Consider the following 24448-nt stretch of genomic DNA (forward strand, 5'->3'; position numbering starts at 1 on the left):
TGGCCTAAACGATACGTGATTCAGCCGATGGTAATCGGGAGAGGTGGCGGTGAAGACGAAGGGTAAACTCACGAGCAAATCGTCGGACGGCACGACAGCCAACTTCCGCCCCCTGAGCGCAGACGACCTCGATGGCATCGTTGGCGGAAATATCACGCCGCCTCCCGGTCAATTCAATTCGATTGCGGGCTTCGACACATCCCACCTCAATCTCGATGCCAACTCGATGCTCGCCGGCGTCTCTTCTCAGGAGATCGCGCAGGCCGTCGTCAATCACCAGACCACCGAAACGCAGGCGATGCATTTGATCGAGGCGGTTGCGGCCTACGATCAGACTCACGTCACTCAGGGGCTTGCTGCCTTTGCCGGCGCGATCACGCAGATTTCGGGCCACAGCAATGATGGCTATGTGGTCGGCGCCGAGATCGGCCACCAGATCGCCGCGGGGCAGGTGAGTGCCACGCAGGCGATATCGGACATCGCCGGATCAGTTACTGCGGGGCAGTCGACCGGCCATGTGGCGGTCACCATGCTCGCGGGCATGAGCGGACCGGTTTCCGCGAGCGTTCAGGCCGCGGCTGGAACGGAAATCGCGGCGCTGGTGACCGCGGGTAGCCTCACCGCAACACAGGCCGTAACCGACATCGTCAACGCAAATGGTGCGGCCGGTGCGCTGACCCTCGATCAAGTTATCAATGTCCTGAACGATGCAGCCGGCACGCCAGCCATGCACGCCGCGGTGGCGAGCGAGTACAACAGCCTGATGGCGGCCGGTCTGACCACGGGCAACCACATCACCGCCGATATCGGTGCCGCAGCGGCGCAGTCCTATTCTGGGATCAGCCACGATACGACCGCCGACATGAACATGATCATGGTCGCGAAAACCCTGACCATGGATGCGGTGATCGCTGGCGATTATGGCGCTCTGGCGGGTTTCCAGCCGTTGTTGGCCACGATGCAGAACGCCGTCGCCAACGGCAACGAGTCCGTTCTCGACGATGCGGTGGCCAATAGCGTGCTGTCGCTGGTGAATGCCGGCGGCCTCACGCTGACGACGGCCGTTGCCGATCTGGTGCAACAGATCAACAGCCACGTCATCAGCGGCAGTCAAGGTTTCGCGCTGCTGAATTCGCTGGTGAACCTCGCGCCGAACTACTCCAATCTTGCGAACAACGTCGGTAGTCCGCTCTCGGTCGATGCCGTACTCAATCAATTGGCGCCGGCGAGCGCGCAGACGGGGAGTCTTGCCGACGTCGTCGCCGAAGTGAATTCCGGTCGATTGGCCGTGGGGCAGGCCATCGCCGCATTTGGCGGCCTTGCCGCCGGCTCCACGGTCGCGCAGATCATGGCAGGTGCCGACATCGCCGGATTCATCCAGTCCGGCTATATCACCACCAACGCGGCCATTGCTGACATCGTCAGCTCCAACTGGTCCACCACGGAGACGTTCAATTTCCTGCTCGGCATGGCGAGCAGCGGCAACACCGCGATCGCGGGCGCCGCGATTGCAGAAATGCCGAGCGTGAGTTCGCCGTCGCAGGCCGTCGCCGCCATCAATTCCGCCATTGGCCTGACCGCGATCACGTCGACGCAGGCGCTTGGTGTCCTGATCGATCTCGCCAGTTCGACCGGTATGCAAGCGGCTGTCGCCGGTGAAATCGATTCCCTGATCTCGAACCACCAACTCACCACGTCTCAGGTCATGACCGCCATCGGCAGCGCGGTGACCTCATCGATTCTTACCGCGACGGAAGCCCTGACCTTGCTGGCGGACATCGCGGCGCCGGCTTCCACTGCCGTGCAGACCGCCGTCACCACGGAAATTGCGTCCCTTGTCACCGCCGGCAATCTGACCGCCGATCAGGTGGTCACGGCGCTGGCCGGTCTTGTCGCAGGCGGCGGGGCTGCGATGCGGTCATTCGTTGCCACGGAGATCAGCGCGCTTGTCGCGGCGAACCAGATCACGACGGTGCAAGCATTCGCCGACATCGCGGCCGCAGGTGCTTCACATGTTCTGAACGCCGGTCAGACCATTGCCTTGCTGGCGTCTTTGGCTTCCAACTCAACGCCTCTGCAATTCACCTTGGGGTCCGACATCGCCACGATGATCGGGTCGGGCGCGATCACGGCAAGTGCGGCGGTGACCGACATCGCCGGCCTCAACCTGTCGGCTTCGGAGGCATTCAACATACTGCTTGGCCTTGCAACCAACGGCGACACAACGACCGTAAGTGCCGCCACCGCGGGAATGGCGAGCCTGCTCTCGCCAACGCAGCTGGTCAGCGACATCGACGCCGCCATTGCCACGTTCACGATTACCACTTCGCAGGGCGTGGGTCTGCTGATCCGCCTCGCCAGCAGTGCGAACATGATATCGGCGGTCGCCGGCGAAATCGATGCACTGATCGCGAGCAATCAGGTCTCGACCGGCACGGCAATGGCGAGCATCGGCAGCGCCGTGACGTCGTCCGTCCTCACGGCGGCGCAGGCGGTGACCTTGCTGGCCTATGTGGCGGCGCCGGCGTCGACGCCCGTGCAAACCGCCGTGACGGCGGAGATCGCCGCGCTGGTGACGGGCACGACCGTCACGGCGAATCAGGCGGTCAACGCGCTGACGGCGCTCTTCTCCGGCGGCACCACGGCGATGAAGGCCTTCGTGGTCGCGGAGATCAACGCGCTCGTGGGCGCGAACCAGATCACGGCCGTTCAGGCCGTCAGTGACATCGCGGCCGCCGTGACCGCGCATGTCCTGACCGCCGACCAGGCCGTCTCCTTGCTGAACATGCTGTCCAGCGCCGGATCGACCGCCATGCAGGCCGCGGCCGGTGCCGAGATCGCGGCGCTGATCGGCTCGGCCTCGATTTCCACCACCAATGCGGTCGCCGCCATCACACACTCGATCAACGCGAGCAGTGTCGCGTCGATCGAACTCGCGATCGTGCAGCTGATGAACGTCGCGGCGAGCGGCAATGCGTCGGTGCGCGCGGAGATCAACGCCGACATCGCCGCGTTGATTTCGGCGACCTTCCCGGCCGGTACCGCGGTGACCTTCCTCGCGAGCCTCGCTGCGAGCAACAACGCCGCGCTCGACAATGCGGTCGCCGGCGCGATTCTGTCTCTGGTCGGAGGCGGCGCGTTGTCGATCACCTCCGCGATCGCTGACGTGACGCAGGCGGTCAGCACCCAGGCCATCAGCGCCGACCAGGCCGTGGCGCTGTTCGCGTCGATGCTTGGCGCCGTCGGGAGCAACGCCACCAATCAGGCCGCGATCATCACGGCGCTCGGACAACTGGTCTCGGGTTCCTTCACCCTGTCGGCGGTCATGGCGGACATCGTCACGGCCGTGGGTGGTGGTCAGTTGACTGCGGCGCAGGCCATCTCGGCGTTTATCAGCCTGATTGCCGGCGGGTCCATCAACGCGCAGGTCGCCGCCGGCACCGAGATTGCCGCGCTGATCCAGACCGGCGCGATCACCGCCAGCGCTGCAATTACGGCGATCGGTGGCCTCGCCTCGGCCGAAACCTTCAACATCCTGATCGGCATGGCGGTCAGCGGCAATGCCGCGACCACGAGTGCGGCCGTCGCGGACATCAGCACGCTGGTGTCGCCGGGGCAGGCGCGCCTCGACATCATCGCGGTGCTGAACGCGTCCGCCATCACGGCGCCGCAGGCGCTGCCCATTCTCGTAGACCTCTCCGTCATCCCGTCGTCACCCGGCGACGGGTTTTCCTGGCAAACGATGATGTCCCAGGAAATCTCGACATTGCTGAGCGCTAGCCAGGTCTCGGCGACGCAGATCACCGCTGCGGTCGACGGCGCCGTTAGGGCCTCAGCTATCACCGCAGCCGCGGCCGTGAACCTGCTGACCAATCTCGGCTCGTTGGGGTCGACGAGCACGCAGACCGCGATGTCGGCAGAGATCGTCGCGCTGGTCACCGGGGGCAAGATCACGGCCGTGCAGGCGATCACGGGGCTGACCAGCGTCTTCACCGGGTCTGGTGGCAGCGAAGGCGGCAGTGTGGCGTCGTTCACGACGAACTTCGTGTCGCATACCATCGGCGCGCTGGTTGCGGCCGGGCAGGTCTCCAACACGGCCGCGATCAACGACATCGTCGGGCTGATCTCGTCGAGATTCACGCCGGCGACGGCGGTGGTCGTGCTGGCCGGATTTGCGTCGAACAACAGCCTGACGCTCGATAATGCGGTGGCAGCTGCCATCGTGTCCTTGCTGAACGCCCAGACATTCAGCATGACTCAGGCCGCCCGTGGCGTCTCCACCGCGGTGAGCAACGGCGCGATTACCGCCGACCAAAGCATCACCTTGCTGGCGGCGATGCTCGGCATCACCGGCAACGTCAATCCGAATTCGCCGCTCGGCCCGACCGGAATCTATCAGGCGCTCGCGGCGCTGGTTCCCTCGCAGATCACCGCGACGGCGGCCGTGGCGGACATCGTCACGGCGGTCGGCAACGGCCAGCTGACGGCGGTGGAAGCGATCAACGCGTTCGCCTATGTGGCGAGCTCCATCACGGCGCAATTCGCCGCGGGCCAGGACATCGCCGCGATGATCCAGTCCGGGGCCATCACCGCCAGCGCCGCCATTGCGCAGGTCGGCGGCCTCGCCCCGGGCACCATCAGTAGCAACGAAGCATTCTATATCCTCGCCGGCATCGCGCTCAATGGCAGCAGCGCGACCGCAAGCGCCGCCGCCGTCGTCATGGCTGGCCTCGGCGTGCCGGGGCAGGCGACCCAATACATTACCACGGCCGTCAACAGCGCGGCGATCACGGTCCCGCAGGCGGTCAGCATCCTGCTCGAGCTCGCAACCGTCACCGGCATGCAAGCGGCGGTCGGCGCCGAACTCGGCACATTCATCTCGAACAACCAGATCACCACGGCGGTGGTGATGACCGATATCGGCAACGCGGTGGCGTCGTCGATTCTGACAGCGACGCAAGCCGTGAACGTGCTGGCTGATCTCGCGGCGCCGGCCTCATTGGCGGTGCAAAACGCTGCCGCAGCGGAAATCACCGCGCTGGTGAGCGGCGGTTACATCACCGGCAATCAGGCGGCCACGGCGCTGATCGGTCTCCTCACCGGCGGCACAGCGGCGATGCAGGTCTTCGCGCTCACCGCCATCAATGCGCTTATCGCCGCGAACCAGGTCGCCACCACACAGGTGGTGGCCGACGTCGTCGCCGCGGGCGCCGCCAATGCGCTGACCACGGACCAGACGATCTCGTTGCTGGCGTATCTGGCCGAGTCTGGGTCCGCAACGGTGCTGGCCACTGTCGGCGCCGATATCGCCGCGATGGTCACGGCCGGCACCGTGACCGCCACCCAGGCGGTCGCGGACATCTTCGGCACCACCGACACCATCACGCCGGCCAGCATCCTGCCCGCCATCCCGGTGATGATGTTCTCGGCCGCAAGCGGCAATGCGAGCTTGCAGAGTGCTGTCATTGCACAATTGTCGTCGCTGGTCGCGCCGATCACCCAACCCCAGATGGCGACAGCGCTCGGAGCGCTCGCCGCCTACAACAACCCGGCGCTCAATGCGCTTGTCGCCAACACCATCTGGTCCATGGTCGGTGGCGGCGAGTTCGTGTCGTTCAATGTCGCGCTGAGCGCTGCCGTCAACAACAACGCCGCGCTCAACGTCACGCAGCAGGCGGCCCTGTTGCTGGTGCTGGCGGCCGACGTACCCAGCGGCGCGAACAGCACCGTCTACCTCAACACCATTGGCAGCGTCTTCGCCACTCTGACAGCCGCCCACGGGCTCCCGCTCACCCAGGTGACAGCCGATATCACTGCCGCGGTCAATTCCCATCAATTGACCGGCGCTCAGGCGGTTCAGCTATTGGTCGGTGCCGGATCCATCAGCATCGGCGCCCAGATCTTGGTCGGCGGCCAGATCGACGCGCTGATCCAGGCCGGCAGTGTCAGCGCGTCCGATGCCGCCGCGCTCGTCGCCGCGGTCGGCGCTGCGTCCGGCGCTGCCAATGCGTCGTTCGGCGTGCTGATCGGCATGCTGGTCAACGGCAACAGCGCGAACATCGGCGTAGTTGCGCAGGAAATGCTGAGCCTCACTCAGATCCAATTCCCCGCCTCGGCCTTCAACGATATCAACACCGCGATCTACGCCGGCGCCATCACGGCGGATCAGGGCCTTGCGGTGCTGGCGGCGTTCGCCGCTGCCGGCAACGCCTCGACCCAGAGTTCAGTCGGTGCGGAGATTGCCGCGCTGATCGGCAACAACACCATCACGTTCACCGGCGCGATCGCCGACATCAACGCGGCCGTCGCGTCGACGGTGCTGAGTGGCGCCCAGGCGGCCAACATCCTGCTCGGTCTCGCGAGCCAGAGCAGCGTAACGACGCAAGTCGCCATCGGCGCCGAATTCGCCGCGCTGGTCTCGTCGGGCGCTCTGACCGCAAATGCGGCGACGGCCGAAATCGCGGCCGCGGTTCCGTCGATCGTCACGGCCAACCAGTCCTTCAACATCCAGATCGGGATGGCGTCGAGTGGCGACCCGGCGCTGCAGACGACCCTGACGCCCGCGCAGGTCATGACCGACATCAACGGCGCGCTGAGCGCGTCGTCGATCACGGTCACTCAGGCGCTCGCCTTGCTGGCGCAGCTCGCGCGCGGCGGCAGCAGCGCCATGCAGTCGGCGGTGGCGGGCGAGATCAATCTGCTGGTCGGCAACGCGACCATCACGGCGGCGACAGCCGATCAGGCGTTCGCCGTGCTGGCGCAGCTCGCACACGTGGGCAACAGCAGCGTCCAATCGGCCGTGATCAGCGACATCAATCTGATGATCGCGGATTCGGTCATCACCACGTCGCAGGCGATGACTGACATCGCGACGGCGGTGCACGGCGCGTCGCTGACCGGCGATCAGGCGGTGGCGCTGCTGGTGGGCATCGCCGCGCAAAGCTCGCTCAGCGTGCAATTCGCAGCCGGCGGATCGATCGTCGCGCTGATCGCGGCCGGCGCGCTTGCCGCCACCAGTGCAGCGACGGACATCGGCAATGCGGTCGCCGCATCGAGCCTCACGTCCGACCAGGCGGTCGCGATCCTGCTCGGCATGGCGATCGGCACCAATGCGGCCGCGGCCTCGGCGGCGGCGCACGAGCTGGAAATCCTCGTCACGCCCGCGCAGCTCATCACCGACATCAACAACGCGGTGACGGCGTCCCAGCTCACCGCGACCCAGGCCTTGAGCGTGCTGGCCACGCTGGCGGCGACCGGGCCGACCGCGATGCAGACCGCGGCCATTAGCGAGATAAACACCCTGATCGGCGGGCTCACCGTCACGCAGGCGATGACCGAATTGCTCGCCATCGCCGCCAACGGCCCGACCGTGCAGGGCGCGGTGGCGAACGAAATCAACACGCTGATTTCAGGCAACCTCCTCACCGCCGCGCAGGCGGCCGCCGATATCGGCGCCGCGGTGCCGTCGGTGCTGACGGCGGACCAGGCCGTCACGCTGCTGATCAATCTCGCCACCTCGGCGCCGACCGCCGTGCAGACCGCCGTCAGCGCGGAAATCTCCACGCTGATCAGCGGCGGCCATATCACCGCCGACCGGGCGGTCGTCGACTTGGTGGGCGTTGCGGCGACGGGCTCTGCGGCATTGCAGGCGGCTGCCGTCGCCGAAATCAACGCGATGATCGCGGCCGGCCAGATCACAGCGACGCGGGCAATCAGCGATTTCGGTGCTGCCGTCAGCGCAGGCGGTCTCACTGCGGACCAGGCGATCACGCTGATTGCATATCTGGTGGCGCCGGCGTCCGAAGCGATGCTGCAGCAGGCTGGCGCCGTCATTGCGGCTTTCGTCAACAGCGGTCTCACCACCGCCGCGCAAGCCGTCAGCGACGTTACGAGTACGATGTCGCAGGGGGTGACTGCCGCTCAAGCCGTCGCGGTGCTGATCAATGCCGCTGCAGGCGGCAATGCAGGCCTGTACAGCGCGGCTCTCGCCGAAATCGGCACTCTCGCGAGGCAGCCAGACGATGCGGTGTGGGATCTGCTCCCGCAGATCGCTTTCCTTCACCAGGCTGGCCTCGGTCAGACCCAGCTGACGCAAGCGCTTGACCAGATCGCGCAGCAGATCGGTCAACTCATCAGCGTCAACAACCCGAGCGTGTCCGCGGCGATGGCCTATGCCGATCTGCATTTGGCAATCAACGCCGGCGTCATTTCCGTCGGCGACTACTTCGCGATGGCGGCTTATCTTGATGCCAATTACGGCAGCGTCTGGGATCCCGTGCTGACGGCGGGAATCGCAACGCCGACCCAGGGCGCTGATGCCGTCGCAACGCTTGCCTCGCTACTGCCCAGCGCCAACAGCGCTGTGGTGACGGCAATCACCAATGCCGTTCTTCTGATCGTCAATAATCATCAGGTCACCTTCCAGAGCGCGGTCGCCAACATCGTTTCGCATCCGTCGGATCAGGCCGTCGTGGCTCTGACGGCGATGGCGGCGGGTGGCCAGTTCGGGCCGACGGCATTTGGTCAACCGGCCACCATCGGTGGCGTCACCACCAGCGGAATCTGGTCGATTATCCAGAGCGGCCACGTTTCCGCGGCTAGTGCCATGTCGGATGTTGTCACCAGCATGGTGGCCGGGCTGATCTCGGCAGATCAAGCCGCCTATGTCATGATCTACGTGGCAAAGCAGGCCGATGCCTCGACGCAGGTGGCCGTCGGCGCCGGATTGGCCGCGCTGATCGGACAGGCATCGCAGGTTCTGTCCGACCTGGAGAACGGCACCGTCCAGACGTTTGCGGAACTGACGCCCGACCAGATTGTCGCGGTGTTCTCAGGCGCGATCAGCGCGCCGGGCACCAGCGCAACCGTTCAGGCTTCGCTGGCGACCGAGATGGCAGACTTGACTCCCTTCACGTTGAGCGGGCAGCGAGTCGTGACCGACATCGACAATCTCGTCGCCGGCGGCGCATTGACGGCGGCGCAGGCCGCGATCGTCTTCTATCAGCTCGGCGCCAATATCAACGGTGCGACAAACGGGCAGATTGCGTCGCTGCAGACGGCGCTCAACGGCGCGCTGTCGTCGCTTGGCCCGGCCGCGGCCGGTGGTATCGCCACACTCATCTCCGAACACATTATCACTGCGGATCAGGGCGTCGTCCTGATGCTGAGCCTTGTCGGCAACGGCACCGGCTCAAACGGCCTGGTCGCCGGCGAAATAGCGACCCTGGTGCACAACAACGCCACGACCGCCGCGCAGGTGATGACGGACATCATGGCTGCCGTCAGCTCCGGCGGCGCCACCGTCGATCAGGCGGTCACGCTGCTGGCGGTCCTGTCGGTCCAGGGTAATGCGGCGCTGCAATCCGCCGCCGATGCCGAGATTCTCTCGCTCATCACCGGCAATCAGATCCCGGCCGCGCAGGCGATGACAGATATCGGCAACACCATCGCGGCCGGCACGCTGACCGGCGACCAGGCGGTGGCGCTGCTGGCGAGCCTTGCCGGAAGCGGCAACGCGGTGGTGCAGGCCGCGATCGGCAGCGAAATCGCAAGCCTCATCGGCGCCGGCAAGCTGACGGCGAGCCAGGTCAACACCGATCTCGCTGCTGCGATCACCGCCAACGCACTGACCGTCGATCAGGCCGTTGTCGTGGTCGGCAGCGAAGCGCTTGCGGGCAGTGCTGCGGTGCGCACCGCGGCCATCGGCGAGCTCTCGGCACTGGTCAGCGGCAACCAGATCGCCGCCGCCCAGGTCGGCACCGACATTGGCAGCGCGATCGGCACCGGCTTCACCGCCGATCAGGCGGTCGCGCTCCTGGCCAGCATCGCGGCTCAGGGCAATGCGGCTCTGCAGGGCGCCGCCGCGACGGAAATTCTCGCCTTGATCTCCGGCCATCAGGTCACCGCCGCGCAGGCGATGACCGATATCGGCAACGCCATCACCGCCGGCACGCTGACCGGCGACCAGGCCATCGGTGTGTTCGCCCTGCTGGCGAATTCCGGCACCGCGGCCGAACAGGCCGTCATCGGGGCCGAGCTGGCGACGCTGATCGCCGCCGCCACGATCACCGCCACGCAGGCCACGGCCGATATCAACACCGCCATCACCACCAACGCGCTGACGGCCGATCATGCGATTGCCGTGCTCGCTAATCTCGCGGCCGCCAGCAGCGCCACGGTGGCCGGCGTCGCCATGACCGAAATCGCCGCGCTGGTCGGCGCCAACAGGATTTCGGCCGCCGCTGTGGCGACCGACATCGTCGGCACTATCGGTGCGTCTCTCACGGTTGACCAGGCGGTCGCGCTGCTGGCCGGCGTCGGCGGCCAAAGCGGGGCGGCGCTGCAAGCCGCCGCCATCGGCAGCATTCTCACGCTGGTCCAGAACAGCCAGATCACCATCGCGCAGGCGCTCACCGACATCGGCGGCACCGTCGCGGCCGGCACCCTCACGGGCGATCAGGTGGTCGGCCTGCTGGCGGCTCTCGCCAATGCCGGCAGCGCGGCGCAACAGCAGGCAGTTGGTGCCGAAATTGCGGCGCTGATCGCGGCGAACCGCATCACCGCCTCGCGGGCGATGACCGATCTCGACACTGCGATCGGGACGGGTGCGCTCACTGCCGATCGCGGCGTCACCGTGCTGGCCGGCGTCTGGCTTGCCGGCGGCACCGGCGTGCCCGCCACCGCGGTCAGCGAAATCCTGGCGCTGGTCACCGAGAGCAGGCTCAGCGCCGCTCAGGCTGCGACCGATATCGGCGGCATGGTGGGCGGCGTGCTCACCGCCAATCAGGACGTGACGCTGCTGGCGAGCCTGTGGCTGCAGGGCGGCGCGGCGGTTCGGGGCGCCGTCGCCCAGGAGCTGGTCACGCTCATCACCAACGGCAACGTCGCGGCCGCGCAGTTCGGCGCTGCGATCACGGCGGGCGCGCTGACGGCGGATCAGGTTATCGCCCTGATGGCCGTGGTCGCCAGCGACGGCACCACGCAGATTCAGACCGCCATTGGCGCCGGCATTGCGGCGCTGATCGCCGGCAACCAGATTACCGTCACGGCGGCGATCAGCGACATCAACACAGCCATCACCAACGGTGTGCTCACGCCGGACCAGGGCGTCGCGGTTCTGTCCGGCATGTCGGCGAACGGCAGCACGGCAGTGCAGACCGCGGTCGCCGACGAGATCAAGGTCCTGACGGGTTCGGTCATTTCGGCCAGCCAGGCGATGGCCGACATCGCCAATGCGGTCGGCAACGGCATTTCGATCGACCAGGCCATCGCGATGCTGGCGGTGCTGTGGACCGAGAACGACGCAACGCTGCAAGGCGCCGTCGTCAGCGAAATTCTCGCACTGATTTCGGGCGGCCAGATCACCGCCGCGCAGGCGATGACCGATATCGGCAACACGCTCGCTGCCGGCACACTGACCAACGCCCAGGTCACGGCGCTGTTCAGCGCGCTGTCGAGCGCGGGATCGTCGACCGTGCAGACCGCGGTGGCCACCGAGATCGCGAACCTGCAGGGCGTCGCCGGCATCGATGCGCAGGTCACCAGTCACGGCATCACCGCTGCAGCCGCTATTCCGGCGCTCCTGAACCTGCTCGCCGGCGATCCGTCGCAGCAGTCGGCGGTCACGACCGAACTTCTCAAGCTCGCCGGAGAGACGCCCAGCGTTATTCCGTCGATCGCGTCGGACATCGGCGCGGCGATCGGACAGAATTTCAGCGCCGATCAGGCAATCAACCTGCTCATCAGCGTCGGCGTGCAGGGCAACGCGGCGCTGCAAGCCAGCTGCGGCGCGGAGATCGCGTCGCTGATCACGGGCAACCAGGCCAGCATCGCTCAGGTGATGACGGATGTGCTGACCGCGGTCGATTCGCAGTGGGCCGCGGGTCTCGACCCGTTGGCGCGCACGGGAGCCGACATTCGGACCATATCGGCGGATCAGGCGATTGCGCTGCTGACCGTGATCTCGTCGCATTCGGGAGCCGCCGTCCAGGTCGCGGCCGGCGACACGATCTTCGTATTCACGCAGTTGAATTGGATTTCGGCCACACAGGCGGTCGGCGACATCACCGCCGCGGTCACGTCGGGTACGCTCGGCGCCGGACCTGCGGTGGTCATGCTGGCCGCGGGCGCCGAATTCGCCGCCAATATCCTGCAATCGGGCTACTATACGATCTTCAGCAGTAGTATCCCGGCGAACTACGTTGCTCCGACCCAGTCGGTTTTCCTGGGCGGAATCACCACGCTGATTGCCAACAATGCGTTGAGTGCGGCTGCCGCCATGGCGGATGTCGCAATCATCGCGGGCGTCCCAACGCTCGGCTTTGTCGATCAGGCGACCCAGTACTGGATTTATCGCGGCTTCACGACCACCCAGTATCAAGGGCCTGGTTATCTTTACACCTACACCGTCGATAATGTCGGGGTGAATACCACCACCGCGCCCGCCAGCGCCAACCACGTGTTGTCGCTGCTGGTCGGCCTGGCGGAAATCGGCACAACGGCCGTGCAGTCCGCGGCCGGCACCGAAATCTCCACACTGATCGGGCAAAATCAGATCACCGCGACGCAGGCGGCGACTGCCATCGGCGGCGCGATCGGCAACGGGATGACCGCCGACCAGGTCATGGCGATGCTGGCGGGCATCGCCGCCACCGGCAGTTCAACCGCGACCGCGGTCGGCAACGAAATTCTCGCGCTGGTGACCGCCGGCAAGATCACCACCACGCAGGCAATGACCGACATCGACCACGCCGTTGCTAATTCGGCCATGCCGGCCGGCGCCGGACTCGCGGTGCTGAATGCCGTCGCGGCCGGCGGCAATGCCAGCGAGCAGATCGCCGTAATCGGCGAGGTTGGTGCATTGCTCGTCGAAAGCAAGATCACGTTCTCGCAGGCGCTTTCGCTGTTGGCGACCGTCGCGGGCGAAGGCTCGACCGCCGTGCAGTCGGCGGCCGTAAGCGAGATCGCAACGCTGATCGCGGGCCACCAGCTCACCGTGGCGCAGGCTGTCAACGGCATCGGCAACGCCGCCGGCGCCAGCCTCAGCGGCACCCAGGCGGTGAACTTGCTGATGTCGCTTGCGGTGCAAGACACTGCGGCCCAGAGCGCAGTCACGGGGGAATTCCTCGTCCTGCTCAACGCCAACCAGACCACGCCCGGCGAGGTGGCGAACACGATCGTCAATTCGGTTCTCGCGGGAACGATCGTGCCCACACAGGCGCTCACGATGCTGATCGGGCTTGTCGAAGGCGGCGATATCGCGCTCGCGCTCGCTGTCGGCGCTGCGATGAACCGGTGGACTGGCAACAATTCCCTCGCCGCGATCACGTCGGCCATCAACACCCATGCCATGAGCGCCAATCAGGCCGTCGCGATGCTCGTCGCCATGGAGGGGGGCGGCTCGGCGGCGGTCACCAACGGTCTCGTCGCCACCAACGTCATCACGGCTCAACAGGCCGCCACGGCGCTGTTGCTGGTCTGGACGCAAAACGATCCGTCTCAGCACCTGCAAGCAATCGTGTCCGTAGAGCTGACCGCGCTGATGGCCGGGATCGGCTCGGGTGCCCTGATCTCGCCGGCGGCGCTGATGGCGGATATCACGGCGGCCGTCACGTCGAATACGCTGTCCAGCTCACAGGCCGTCATCCTGCTCGGCGCGCTGCTGTGGCAAGCGCCTTCGGCTAGTCTGCCTGCTATCATCACCGAGGTCGGATCGCTGGCCAATCAATTCGGCGCTGCCCAGATCATCTCGCAAATCCAGGCAACGCTGACCTCGAATCAGGCTCTGGCCGTCTTCTCGAATCTCGAAACGTACCCCTGGCGTTTGAACGCCGACGTGGCGAAGTACATGAGCCAGTTGTTGTGCGGCGTTGCCACCGGCAGCGCCGCCAACACGATGCTGACCGGCGCAGCGCTCGCCTCGATGATCGTGCAGCAGCAGCTCTCGTTCTACACGTTCAACATCACGCCGTTGGTCACGAGCGGTGCCTTGACCCAGGCCCAGGGCGTCAATGTGCTCGCGGCGACCATCGCCAACCTCCCGTCATCCGCCATCGAGGCCTCGGGCATCGCCGGGCAGCCGGGCGTCAACGCGATCAGCAATCTCGCCAACTACATCGTCTCGCTGGCGGGTGTCGCGGCGATCGGCGAGATCGACGCCTTTATCGGCGCGTCGTCGGCGTCGATGACGGCCTGTGGTGCGCTCGCCGGTGCGTTCGCCGATCTTCTCACGCGGTTGAACAGCCAGGGTCAGCCCCTCGCCACCGTCGCGCAGATCGTGACGCAGGTGCATAACGACGTCAGCAGCAACGTGCTCGGCGCCGACCAGGCGATCTGGTTGCTCTCGAGCCTCGCGTCGCACGTGACCAGTCCGCTGATCGGCGCCGAAATCGCCACGCTGGTGACCAGCGGCCGCGTCACCGCCGCGCAGGCGATCGGCGATCTCGATGCCGCCGTCACGGGCAATCTGTTGTCCGCCAGCCAGGCGATTGCGGTCCTTGGTGGCATTGCGGCAAACGCGCATGGCAACGCCACGCTGCTGACCGGTGTCGCCAACGAAGTCGCGAGCCTCGAAGGCGCCATCATCGGCACCACGCAATTCCAGGCGGCCATCACTTATACGGCGGGTGAGTTCGTCGCGCTGGCCAGCGGCCAGAAGACCGCGGCGCAGGTGATCTCGGATCTCGAAGCCTACACGCCCGCCAATGTGCCGGCGGATGTGCTGTTGAGCGTCGCGCTGATCGAAAGTCAGGGCGCTGGCCTGACGACGGCTGCCAACGCGCTTGCGACCGAGATCTACAGCCGCATCAACAGCGATGCCGCCGAGAGCGGCCTCGCCCAGCTGGTCTCGGGAGGCATTGTCTCCCTGGCGACGGCCCAACAGATCATCACCGAGGCCTTGACCGCCGCGTGGCCGAATATTCCGACGCCGGTCCTCAACCTGTCGAGCGTGCCGTCGAGCGGTCCCTATTCGGCCAGCGTCACCAGCGGCATCACGGCGCCGATGACCTTGCAGCAGGCGCTCGTCCCCGCGATGGATCTGCTGAACCAGGATCTCATCGCCTATACGGACGCCGCCGCCGTCATCGCCGGAACGATGACCGCCGCGACGGCGATCGCCAACGTCGAAGCCTACAGCGGCGCCTTCCCCTATGTGGTCGACGTGGCGCTGATGCATCTGTCGACGCTGGTGAACGCCGGCGTCGGCCCGGCGCCGAACCTGACGCTTCTGCAGCAGCTAGGCGGTTACACTCCGGCAGATCTCCAGGCCGTCCAGAACGCCTACAACGCCCTCACCGCGGCGAACGCCGCAATTCTGGTGGCGCTGGGCCATCGCATCGGTACCGGCACCACCGAAACCGGCCTGGTGGGCGCGATCACCAGCGGATACCTGCCGTACACCCAGGCGATGGCGCTCCTGAACAACGAATTGACGGCCGCGCTGGTGAAGGCCTCGTCGAGCGAAAACAGCACGCTGCACAGCGTGGCGTATGCCTGGGTCGATATCGTCGCCCACAACATCGCCAACGGCACCGCGGGCGGGACCGAGGCCATCCCGTCAGGCAGCGGCGTCCATACCGTCACCGTCCCCGGCATCCTCTCGATCCACAACGCCGCGCTGGCGGTGCAGAGCCAGATCGAAAGCGGCGGCCTTGCGACCATCCAGTCGTTGCTGACCGGCGTTGCGACCATCAACGCTGTCGAGAGGAATGCGGCCAATTACTCGGTCGAGACCGATCTCGGTGTTCACCTCAGCCAGATGTGGACTGTCCTGATATTGCCCGCCAATGCGAGCATCACGGACGTGGCTGAGGCGGCCCACACAGCGACAGCCTGGTACCAGGCCGCGTGGACCGCGGCGTGGACCAACTTCCCGCTGGCGCGCATCATCGGCGGCGAGATCGCCGGCAATCCGACCAGCGCGCAAGGGTACATGGATCTGCTGTCAAATCTGCTAGTGGCCGGACTACCGGTCGGGCAGGGGCCGCTGATGAACGCCCTGGGGCTCGGCAAAAATGTCCAGTCCATGCAGTCGGCGCTGATCAACCAGATCTTCGGCACCACGGGCGAGATTGTCGATCCCGAGGACATGGCCAACGGCTTCGGCGATGTGCTCAAGGACGCGTGGGAAAAGATCAGCTTCGGCTATGGCAAGGGTCTGACCGGAAGCGGCGCCGGCGAGGCGGGAGAATTCGAGGTGACGCTCGACTCCGGCACGCTCGTCGAGTTCAGCCCGGCCATGACATTCACGATGGTTCAGCTGGCCTCGAACGGCATGGTCGCATTGATGACCATGAATACCGTGGCGAGTGCCCTCAGCTCCAATCCGGTCCTTGCGAATATCTCAGGGCCTCTGGTGGGCGCGCTGAAGCTCGTCGCGAACTCTTGCAACCTGGTTACCAACCTGCTGAACACCACGGCGCTCACCTACATCAATCAGGTCTATTCCATCGGCGCCGACATCGTGAGTATTTTCGGCGACGGCAGCAACACCCAGAAGATCGCATCCGATGGGGCGGCGCTGGGCCAGGCGTTGTTCCAATATTCGGTCGGCTTCCAGTTCCCGGCCGTGCAGAACGTCGCGCAGGATGTCGGCGCCGCGTTCCAGGATCTGTTCACCGGGCATCCGCTCAGCCTCGCCAGCGACGTGCTGTCACTCGGCGGCGACACGATCCAGCTGATCCTGAGCAATCCCTACCTGCAGGCCGCCGCCACCGTGCTCAACACCTACGCCACACAGGTGGAAGACGATCTTGGCCTGAACAAGGTTGCCGACGCGTTCAAGAGCCTGGGCGATTGGCTGTCCGAGGCCAGTGCCCTGCCTCCGAACACCACCGTGCAGCCGCTGGGCCTCAACTCGGCGACGTTCTATCATAGCCTTCAGTCGCTCTTCAGTTGGTGAGGCAAGCGTCAGTTTGGGATCAGGAGCTCACATGTCCGATCAAACCGAAGTGCCGGTGTCCGGCAAGGCCGCCGATCCCGCAGACCCAAAGGGGGCGGAGGCTTTGGGCACGGCGCTGGGCCTCTCCCTCCAGCAACTGGCCGTTGCCAACGACGCGCAGCAGATTGCGATCCTGGCGATGACCGCGGTCCTGGCGCTGTCGCCGGGGACCGCCGCCATCGAGACCGACAAGCTCGGGGCCGTGCTGGCGATCCTGACCAAAGGCCAGCCCAATGGCGACGCCTACCGGGCGCGGATCGCCCAGTATGTCGGCCTGATGGTCAATGTCGCCCGCAAGCTGCCTGCGATGGTGGACGAGGCGAAAAAGGCAGCCGCTCAGGCGCCAGCGGGCGCCACCGAGAGCCCGCGAAAGGATAACTAAGGGCGTGGGTCGGGCAGCCGCCGCGGAATTCACCATCCGCGGCAAAAGGCTGAGGCGCCGCAAGGCCATTGGTGTAAATATGGCAGGCCGCCCGGTCAGGACGGGCGCGGCCAGGCGTAGCGAACGGGCATGGCGAACGAGGGCATTTTTCGCGAAGCAGCACTTGAGAGGTTGTCGGCGCCGGAGCGGCTCGACCAGGGGCTCCGTATTGTCGGACGTCCGACCTGGGTCGCGCTGCTGGCGCTGGCGGGTCTCGTCGTCGGCGGCCTGATCTGGAGCATCGTCCTGACGGTGCCGGTCACGGTGCCGGGCCAGGGCATTTTGCTGTCGCCGGGCGGCCTGCTCGACGTCACCGCCGACAATCCGGGGCGCCTGCTGAGCTTCAGCGTGGCGGTCGGCGACAAGATCAAGGCCGGTACGGCGGTGGCCCGGCTCGATCAGCCGGAGATTCGCGAAGATCTGATCAACGCGGAAGCCGAATACCGCGACGCGGTCGGCGAACGCGACCAGATCGTGAAATTCCAGGAGCGCCGCGGACCGCCGCTCGCCGCCTCGATCGCACAGCGCCGGCAGGGCTACAAGGACGATATCGCGTTTCTTGAAAAGCAGCTTGGCTGGCTCGACGAGATCGCCAAGGGCGACGCCGTGCTGATGGACAAGCAGATCCTCACACGCAAGAGCGCGCTCGAGACTCGCGTCGAGATCGGCAAGGCGGAGACGCAGCGCGCGCAGGCCCAGGACGGCATTCGCAACCTCGATTTCGAGGCCACCAAGGCACAGACCGACGACGAGCGCGAGCGCCTCAATGCCGACCTGAAGGTCGCGGCCGCCGAGCGCAAGATCCGCACGTTGCGCGAGAAGCTCGACCGCCAGAGCGTGGTGCTGAGCCCGTACGACGGCACTGTCATCGAACTCAAGGTCAATCCGGGCGAAATCGTCGATCGCAACGCCGCTTTGTTCTCGCTGATTCCCGACAAGGTCGCCGAGACGCTGCCGAAGGATGTCAGAGATCCGATCGGGCCGCTCTATGCGGTTGTCTATGTGCCGTCGAACGACGGCAAGAAGGTCCGCCCCGGCATGAACGTGCGCCTGTCGCCCTCGACGGTGCGGCGGGAAGAGTTCGGCTTCATCGAAGGCCGCGTCCGCGCCGTGGCGGAGGTGCCGGCGACTGCGGAAGGCATGTACCGCACGCTGAAGAACCGGCAGCTCGGCCAGTCGCTCGCCAAGGACGGCGCCCCTTACGAAGTCGTGGTGGATCTGTTCGCCGCCAGGGACACGCCGAGCGGCTATCGCTGGTCGTCGTCGCGCGGCCCCGATCTCAGCATCAATGCCGGCACGACGGTCGGCAGCGACATCGAGACCATGTCGTTGCCGCTCCTGAGCCTGTTGATCCCGCCGCTGCGGCAGGTCCTGGGAAGCGGTTCGTGAGGGTGTTGCTTGCGCTGAAAACCAAAATCGCCGAGGCGACGTCGCGCGCGGCGCTGCTGTTTGCCGGCACGTGGCGGCCAACACTGCGGGCACGCATCGGCGACACTTCGGCGCACAGGACACCTACGATCCTTCAATACGAGGCAGCCGAATGCGGCGTCGCGTGTCTCGCCATCCTGCTCGGTTATTTCGGCCGGTGGGTCCCGATCGAGGAGTTGCGTGAGGTCGCCGGCGTCAACCGGGACGGGACCAATGCAAAAAATCTGCTGCTGACCGCAGAGCGCTACGGACTCGAGGGTGGCGGCTACACGGTCGGTCCAGACGATCTGACCGACGACGTTCTGCCATGCATCGTGTTTTGGGAATTCAATCATTTCGTCGTGGTGGAGCGCCGCACCAGCGAGAAAGTCTGGATCAACGATCCGGCGACCGGTCCCTGTGTTCTCACGACCCAGGATTTCGATCGGGCGTTCACCGGGGTGATACTCGCCCTGAAGCCGGGTCCCGACTTTGCTCCGGGGGGTGAAGCGCCTGACCTGGTGCGCAGCATCCGCCAGACCCTGCCGGGCTTCAAGGCGCCGATCCTGGCCGCCGTGCTCGCCGGCTTCCTGCTGGTGGTGCCGGGTCTGATCATCCCCGGCCTGCAGCGCGCCTTCGTCGACTATTACATGATCGCCGGATTGTCGCGCTGGCTGTGGTGGCTGGTCGGCGGCATCGCCGCGATCGCGCTGGCGAAGGGATTGCTGACCTTCCTGCAACAGCGCACGCTGGCGCGGTTCCAGGTCAAGCTCGGCGTCGATACCAGTGGTCGGGTGTTGTGGCACATCCTTCGCTTGCCGATGGCTTTCTTCGCCCAGCGCAACAGCGGCGAAATCACCAACCGCCTCATGGTCAGCGACCGCCTGACCGGCCTGCTTTCGGGCAATATCGCGGTGACGTTCATCGGCCTGCTGTCGATCGTGATCTACGCGCTCGTCATGCTGGCCTACAACGTGCCGCTGGCGCTGGTGGTGATCGCATTCGCGGTTCTCAACCTGGCGCTGCTGGTCTGGTTGTCGCGCCGGCTGTCGGACGCCAGCCGGCGGATGCTGCAGGATGAAGCCCGCATGCAATCCACCATGATCCACGGCTTCGCCAATCTTGATACTTACCGGGCGAGCGGCGCCGAAAACCTGTTCTTCCGGCGCTGGGCCGGCGAGCACGCCAAAGTCGTCAGCGCCGAGCAGGCCATGGCGTTCTGGCAGCGGCTGCTGGCCGGCCTGCCGATCCTGCTCGGCACGATCGCAGGTGCCTGCATCGTCTTCATCGGCGGCGTGGGCGTGATGCAAGGGACCATCAGCATCGGCATGCTGGTGGCGTTCCAGGCGCTGATGGCCAATTTCAACGCGCCCGTCACCAGCGTGATGGGACTGACCGCGCAATTGCAGCAGGCGCGGGGTCATATCGACCGGCTCGGCGATGTCGGCCGGCAGCGCGTCGATCCAATTCTCGAGGCCCCTGATGAATCGGGCGTAATCCCGGCGCTGCATGGCGCCCTGGATATCCAGGGCCTGACCTTCGGTTACACGACCGTGACGGCGCCGTTCCTGCGCGACATTTCGCTGAAAGTGCCGGCCGGCGGTCGCGTCGCCATCACGGGCGCCACCGGCAGCGGAAAGTCCACGCTCGCCCGGCTGATGGTTGGACTGATGACACCGCGCGACGGTGTGATCCGGATCGATGGCATCGATCTCGCCCGGCTGTCGGCGCCGGTGTTGCGCTCGGCGGTGGCCTATGTGGACCAGACCACCACGCTGTTCGGCGGTACGGTGCGCGAAAATCTGACCATGTGGGATCTGACCATCAGCGAGGATCGCGTGGTGGCGGCGGCCCGGGACGCGATGGTGCACGAAATGATCGCGTCGCGTCCGATGGCCTACGAGACCCGCGTCGATGACAATGGCCGCAATTTCAGTGCGGGCGAACGTCAGCGCCTTGCCATCGCCCGGGCGCTCGCGGTCGATCCGGTGCTTATCGTGTTCGACGAAGCGATGAGTTCGCTGGATTCCATCGCCGAACAGGGAATCATCGACAACATCCGCCGCCGTGGCTGCACTTGCATCCTGATCTCGCACCGCATTTCGACCCTGCGAGATTGCGACGAAATCATCGTTCTGGACGAGGGCCGCATTGTCGAGCGCGGCCGCCACACCGCCCTGATGGCGGCGCATCGCCATTACCAGAAGCAGGTCGAGGTATGATGGCGCCCCGCCCGCCCGTGCTCACCCTGGCGTCGAGTGACGGAATGCTGGCCGCGCCGTTCGCGGCCGCGCCCAGCATCAATCTCGAGCCCGGTGAGGCTCTGGCGCTCAGCGAAACCCAGCAAGGCCACATCATCGCCGCCGGACGGGTCGAGATCTATCTCGTCGTGAAGAGCGGCGACGAGTTGTCGGGACGCATGTTCCTGTGCGAACTCGGCGGCGGCGAGTACATCGCACCGATCGTGGTGGCAGACGATCTATTGGTGACCGCGGTAGCGGTCGAGACCAGCGCGATCGCCGCCATCCGCACCGACACGCTGGCGGTCCAGGCCAAAGGCTCCGAGCAGCAACACAACGCGGTGGCCGCATCCATCGACGGGTGGCTTAGTCATCTCAGCGCCGCCGTGAGCCGTATGGTCGGCCCGGCGCCGCTCGATATCGTCACGTTCGCGCCCGGTGAACAGGCGAAGGCCGCCGGCGAAGCCGCGCTCATGACCCGTGGCGGCGTGGTCTGGTTGACGGCATTGGGCGCCGACCTGTCATGCTGTGGCGGCGTGCCGGTCGCCGGCATAAATCGCCGGCAGGTGGCGGCGGTGGCCGGCGGCATCTGGATCTCGCCGGCGCGGCCCTGCGAGGTTCATGCGGTCGGCACAGCCGATATCCTTCGCCTGTCGGAATGGCAGCGCCTGCTGGAGTTTACCCACGCCACTTTGTTCTCGCTGGTCCGGCGCGCGCACGACACCCGTCAGGACGCGTTGCGCGAGGCGGTCCAAGGCCGGATGGCGCGTACCACGCGCACGGTTAATCGCGCCTTCACGCGGTTCGACGCGGTGCTGGGCAAGGTCGCGCCGCAAGCCGCCGCCGAGCCTGTCGGCGACGAGCCGTTCGTCGCGCCGTTCGTCACCATTGCGAGCAAGCTCGGGCTCGACTTCACCAACCGGCAGCGCGAACAGCTGTCGCGGGCGAGCAATGTCGACGACGCGGCGCGCGCGGTGCGGTTGCGCAACCGCCAGGTGGTGCTGAGCAGCGACTGGTTGCAGCAGGATCTCGGCCCGCTGATCGGTTTCCTCGATGACGCGCGGCACCCGGTGGCGCTGATCCCGACCGACGCGAAGCGCTGGGTGATGATCGAGGCGGAGCACGCCAGGCCGACGCCAGTCGACGCCACGCTGGCGGCCCGGCTGGCGCCGCAGGCGCACATGCTCTATCCGCCGTTCCCGGATCGGCCGATCGGGTTTCGGCAATTCATCGGTTTCGGCTGGCTGCGCAACCGGTGGGATGCGGCGCTCGCTGTCTCCATGGCGCTGGCCTCCGCGCTGCTCGGCCTCGCGACGCCGATGGCGATGCAACTGGCGTTCGATCGCTTCATTCCGGGCCACCAGACGCTGTCGCTGTTAACTCTCGGCATGGGCCTCGTGCTGGCCGCGTTCATCGCCGCCGGCTTTCGTTTCGTGTTCGACATCGCAAGCCTGCGGCTCGACGGGCGCGGGGCGGGCGCCTTGCAGGCCGCCTTCATGGACCGGCTTTTGCGGCTGCCCGACAGCGCGCTGCGCATGAGCCCCGGCAATATCGCGAGTCGCTTCGTCGCGGCGGATCAATTGCGGCGCGGCGCCTATTCGCTGATGCTCGGCTCGATTTCAGCGCTGCTCTTTTTCGTCAGCAACATCGGCCTGATGTTCTACTACTCGCCCGCGGCGGCGGGCGCGGCGATCGGGCTGTTCGCCCTGATCGCCGCGATTGCGGCGTTCTGCGGCTATCATCAGCTCGATGCGCTGCAGCGCGGGGAGGAGATCCTCTCCGATATCTACGGCATCGTGTTCCAGCTCGTGCATGGCATCACGACTCTGCGTGCCACCGGATCCGAGCAGCGCGGCTTTGCGCGCTGGGCCATGGACTTCGCCGAGCTGCGCTCCCGCATGTACCGGGCGCGGACCTTCGGCACCCTGTTCGAAACCGCGCTTGTGGCCTTCGAGCTGCTGGCGCTGGCGGTCATCCTGTTGATCCTGTCGCAGCTGTCGCGCGACGAACTCTCGACCGGCGCGTTCGTGTCCTTCATCGCCGCGTATGGCGCCTACATGGGCGCCTCGCTGCAACTGGCGCGCAGCGTCGTTGCCGCCTGGAATTCGCAACCCTCCTGGGGGCGTGTGGCGCCCTTGCTGCGCGCTGCGCCTGATGTCGCCGGATCGAAGCGCGATCCGGGCGTGCTGGCCGGGAACATCGATGTCACCAACGTCTATTTCCGTTACGGCCCCGATGCGCCGTTCGCGCTCCAGGGCGTCTCGCTGTCGCTGGCACCGGGCGAGCACGTCGCGCTAGTCGGCCCCTCGGGATCCGGCAAGTCGACCCTGATGCGGCTGCTGCTCGGGTTTGAGATGCCGGCGAGCGGCACCGTGCAATATGACCGGCAGGATCTGCGCTATCTCGACATCGAAATGGTGCGGCGGCAGATTGGCGGCGTGTTGCAGAACACCGCGCTGTTTCCCGGCACGCTCTATGAAAACATCATGGGCACCCACGAGGGCACGCTCGACCAGGCGTGGGAGGCTGCGCGACAGGCCAATATCGACCAGGACATCAACGCCATGCCGATGGGCATGCATACGATCGTGACCGAAGCCGCGGCTGCTTTCTCCGGCGGCCAGATCCAGCGTTTAGCGGTCGCCCGCGCACTGGTCGGCAAGCCGCGGATTTTGTTGCTCGACGAGGCCATGAGCGCGGTCGACAACGTGACGCAGGCCCGCCTAACCGAAAGCCTGCACCGGCTGGCGGTGACACGCCTCGTCATCGCGCATCGTCTCACCACCGTGAAGAGCGCCGACCGCATCATCGTTCTCGACCGCGGTAAAGTGGTGCAAACCGGCCGTTACGACGAGCTGATGGCGGTCAAGGGCTTGTTCGCCGATCTGGTCGCGCGGCAGCTTGTTTGAAATTCAACACGGCTTCCTGCCTGCAGGATATTCGGCGGTCGCACATGCAAATGATGAATCGTTGGCCTGGTTGGTGTGGTGACAAAGGAATGGTGGGCCCGGCAGGACTCGAAGCTGCAACCAGACCGTTATGAGCGACGGGATGTCCAGCAGCCTCGTTGGTGTTTTCGCATGCGCGGGTCACGCGATGTCGCGGACCAGTGACCTGAATCCCCGACTGATCGGACGCATCCGGCAACGTGACGCGTTGCCACGCGCCTACCCATACAACGCCGCTCCAGATCTTCGCAGAGGCTTCGGCAGGTTGGCGATCTCGGCCAGCGGGCGGACGCTGCCGATCGGCCAAGGTGAGGGGCCGGCAAGTCGTGCCAGGCTATGGTAGTGCAATATGCACGGCACCACCGAACGTCACGACATCATCCGTCGCCTGTTTGGCGCCACTTTCAAAAGTGCGTGGGAAACCTGCCCAGCAGGCGTGGCATGTTTTCCTGTTATGAATTTCTCGTCGAGCGTGTGGCAAGTGCGGTGACCG

5 protein-coding genes are annotated in these 24448 nt (G+C 65.9%); all 5 read left to right on the forward strand.

Annotation, left to right across the window (positions count from 1 at the left end; translation table 11 throughout):
- The first annotated feature begins 49 nt into the window (after nt 1-49).
- Nucleotides 50-16900 carry a hypothetical protein gene (locus AAFG16_RS13985; RefSeq protein ID WP_342739491.1) on the forward strand — a complete coding sequence of 5617 codons (16851 nt, stop codon included), beginning with the start codon at nt 50-52 and terminating at the stop codon, nt 16898-16900.
- A 31-nt stretch (nt 16901-16931) separates the two neighbouring features.
- Entirely contained in the window at nt 16932-17321 is a 390-nt protein-coding gene (locus tag AAFG16_RS13990; RefSeq protein WP_283085052.1) for a hypothetical protein, read from the forward strand.
- Between the two features lie 129 nt (nt 17322-17450).
- A complete protein-coding gene (locus AAFG16_RS13995; RefSeq protein WP_342739492.1) occupies nt 17451-18749 on the forward strand; it encodes an NHLP bacteriocin system secretion protein in 1299 nt (432 codons plus the stop codon).
- Nucleotides 18746-20989: an NHLP family bacteriocin export ABC transporter peptidase/permease/ATPase subunit gene (locus tag AAFG16_RS14000; protein ID WP_342739493.1), complete on the forward strand. Its 2244-nt coding sequence runs from the start codon at nt 18746-18748 to the stop codon at nt 20987-20989. Before AAFG16_RS13995 ends, AAFG16_RS14000 begins: the two co-directional genes overlap by 4 nt.
- Nucleotides 20986-23916: an NHLP bacteriocin export ABC transporter permease/ATPase subunit gene (locus tag AAFG16_RS14005; RefSeq protein ID WP_342739494.1), complete on the forward strand. Its 2931-nt coding sequence runs from the start codon at nt 20986-20988 to the stop codon at nt 23914-23916. The genes AAFG16_RS14000 and AAFG16_RS14005 overlap by 4 nt, the downstream gene beginning before the upstream one ends.
- Nucleotides 23917-24448: the final 532 nt, after the last annotated feature.

The sequence above is a fragment of the Bradyrhizobium sp. B117 genome (genome assembly GCF_038969555.1).
GTDB lineage: Bacteria > Pseudomonadota > Alphaproteobacteria > Rhizobiales > Xanthobacteraceae > Bradyrhizobium.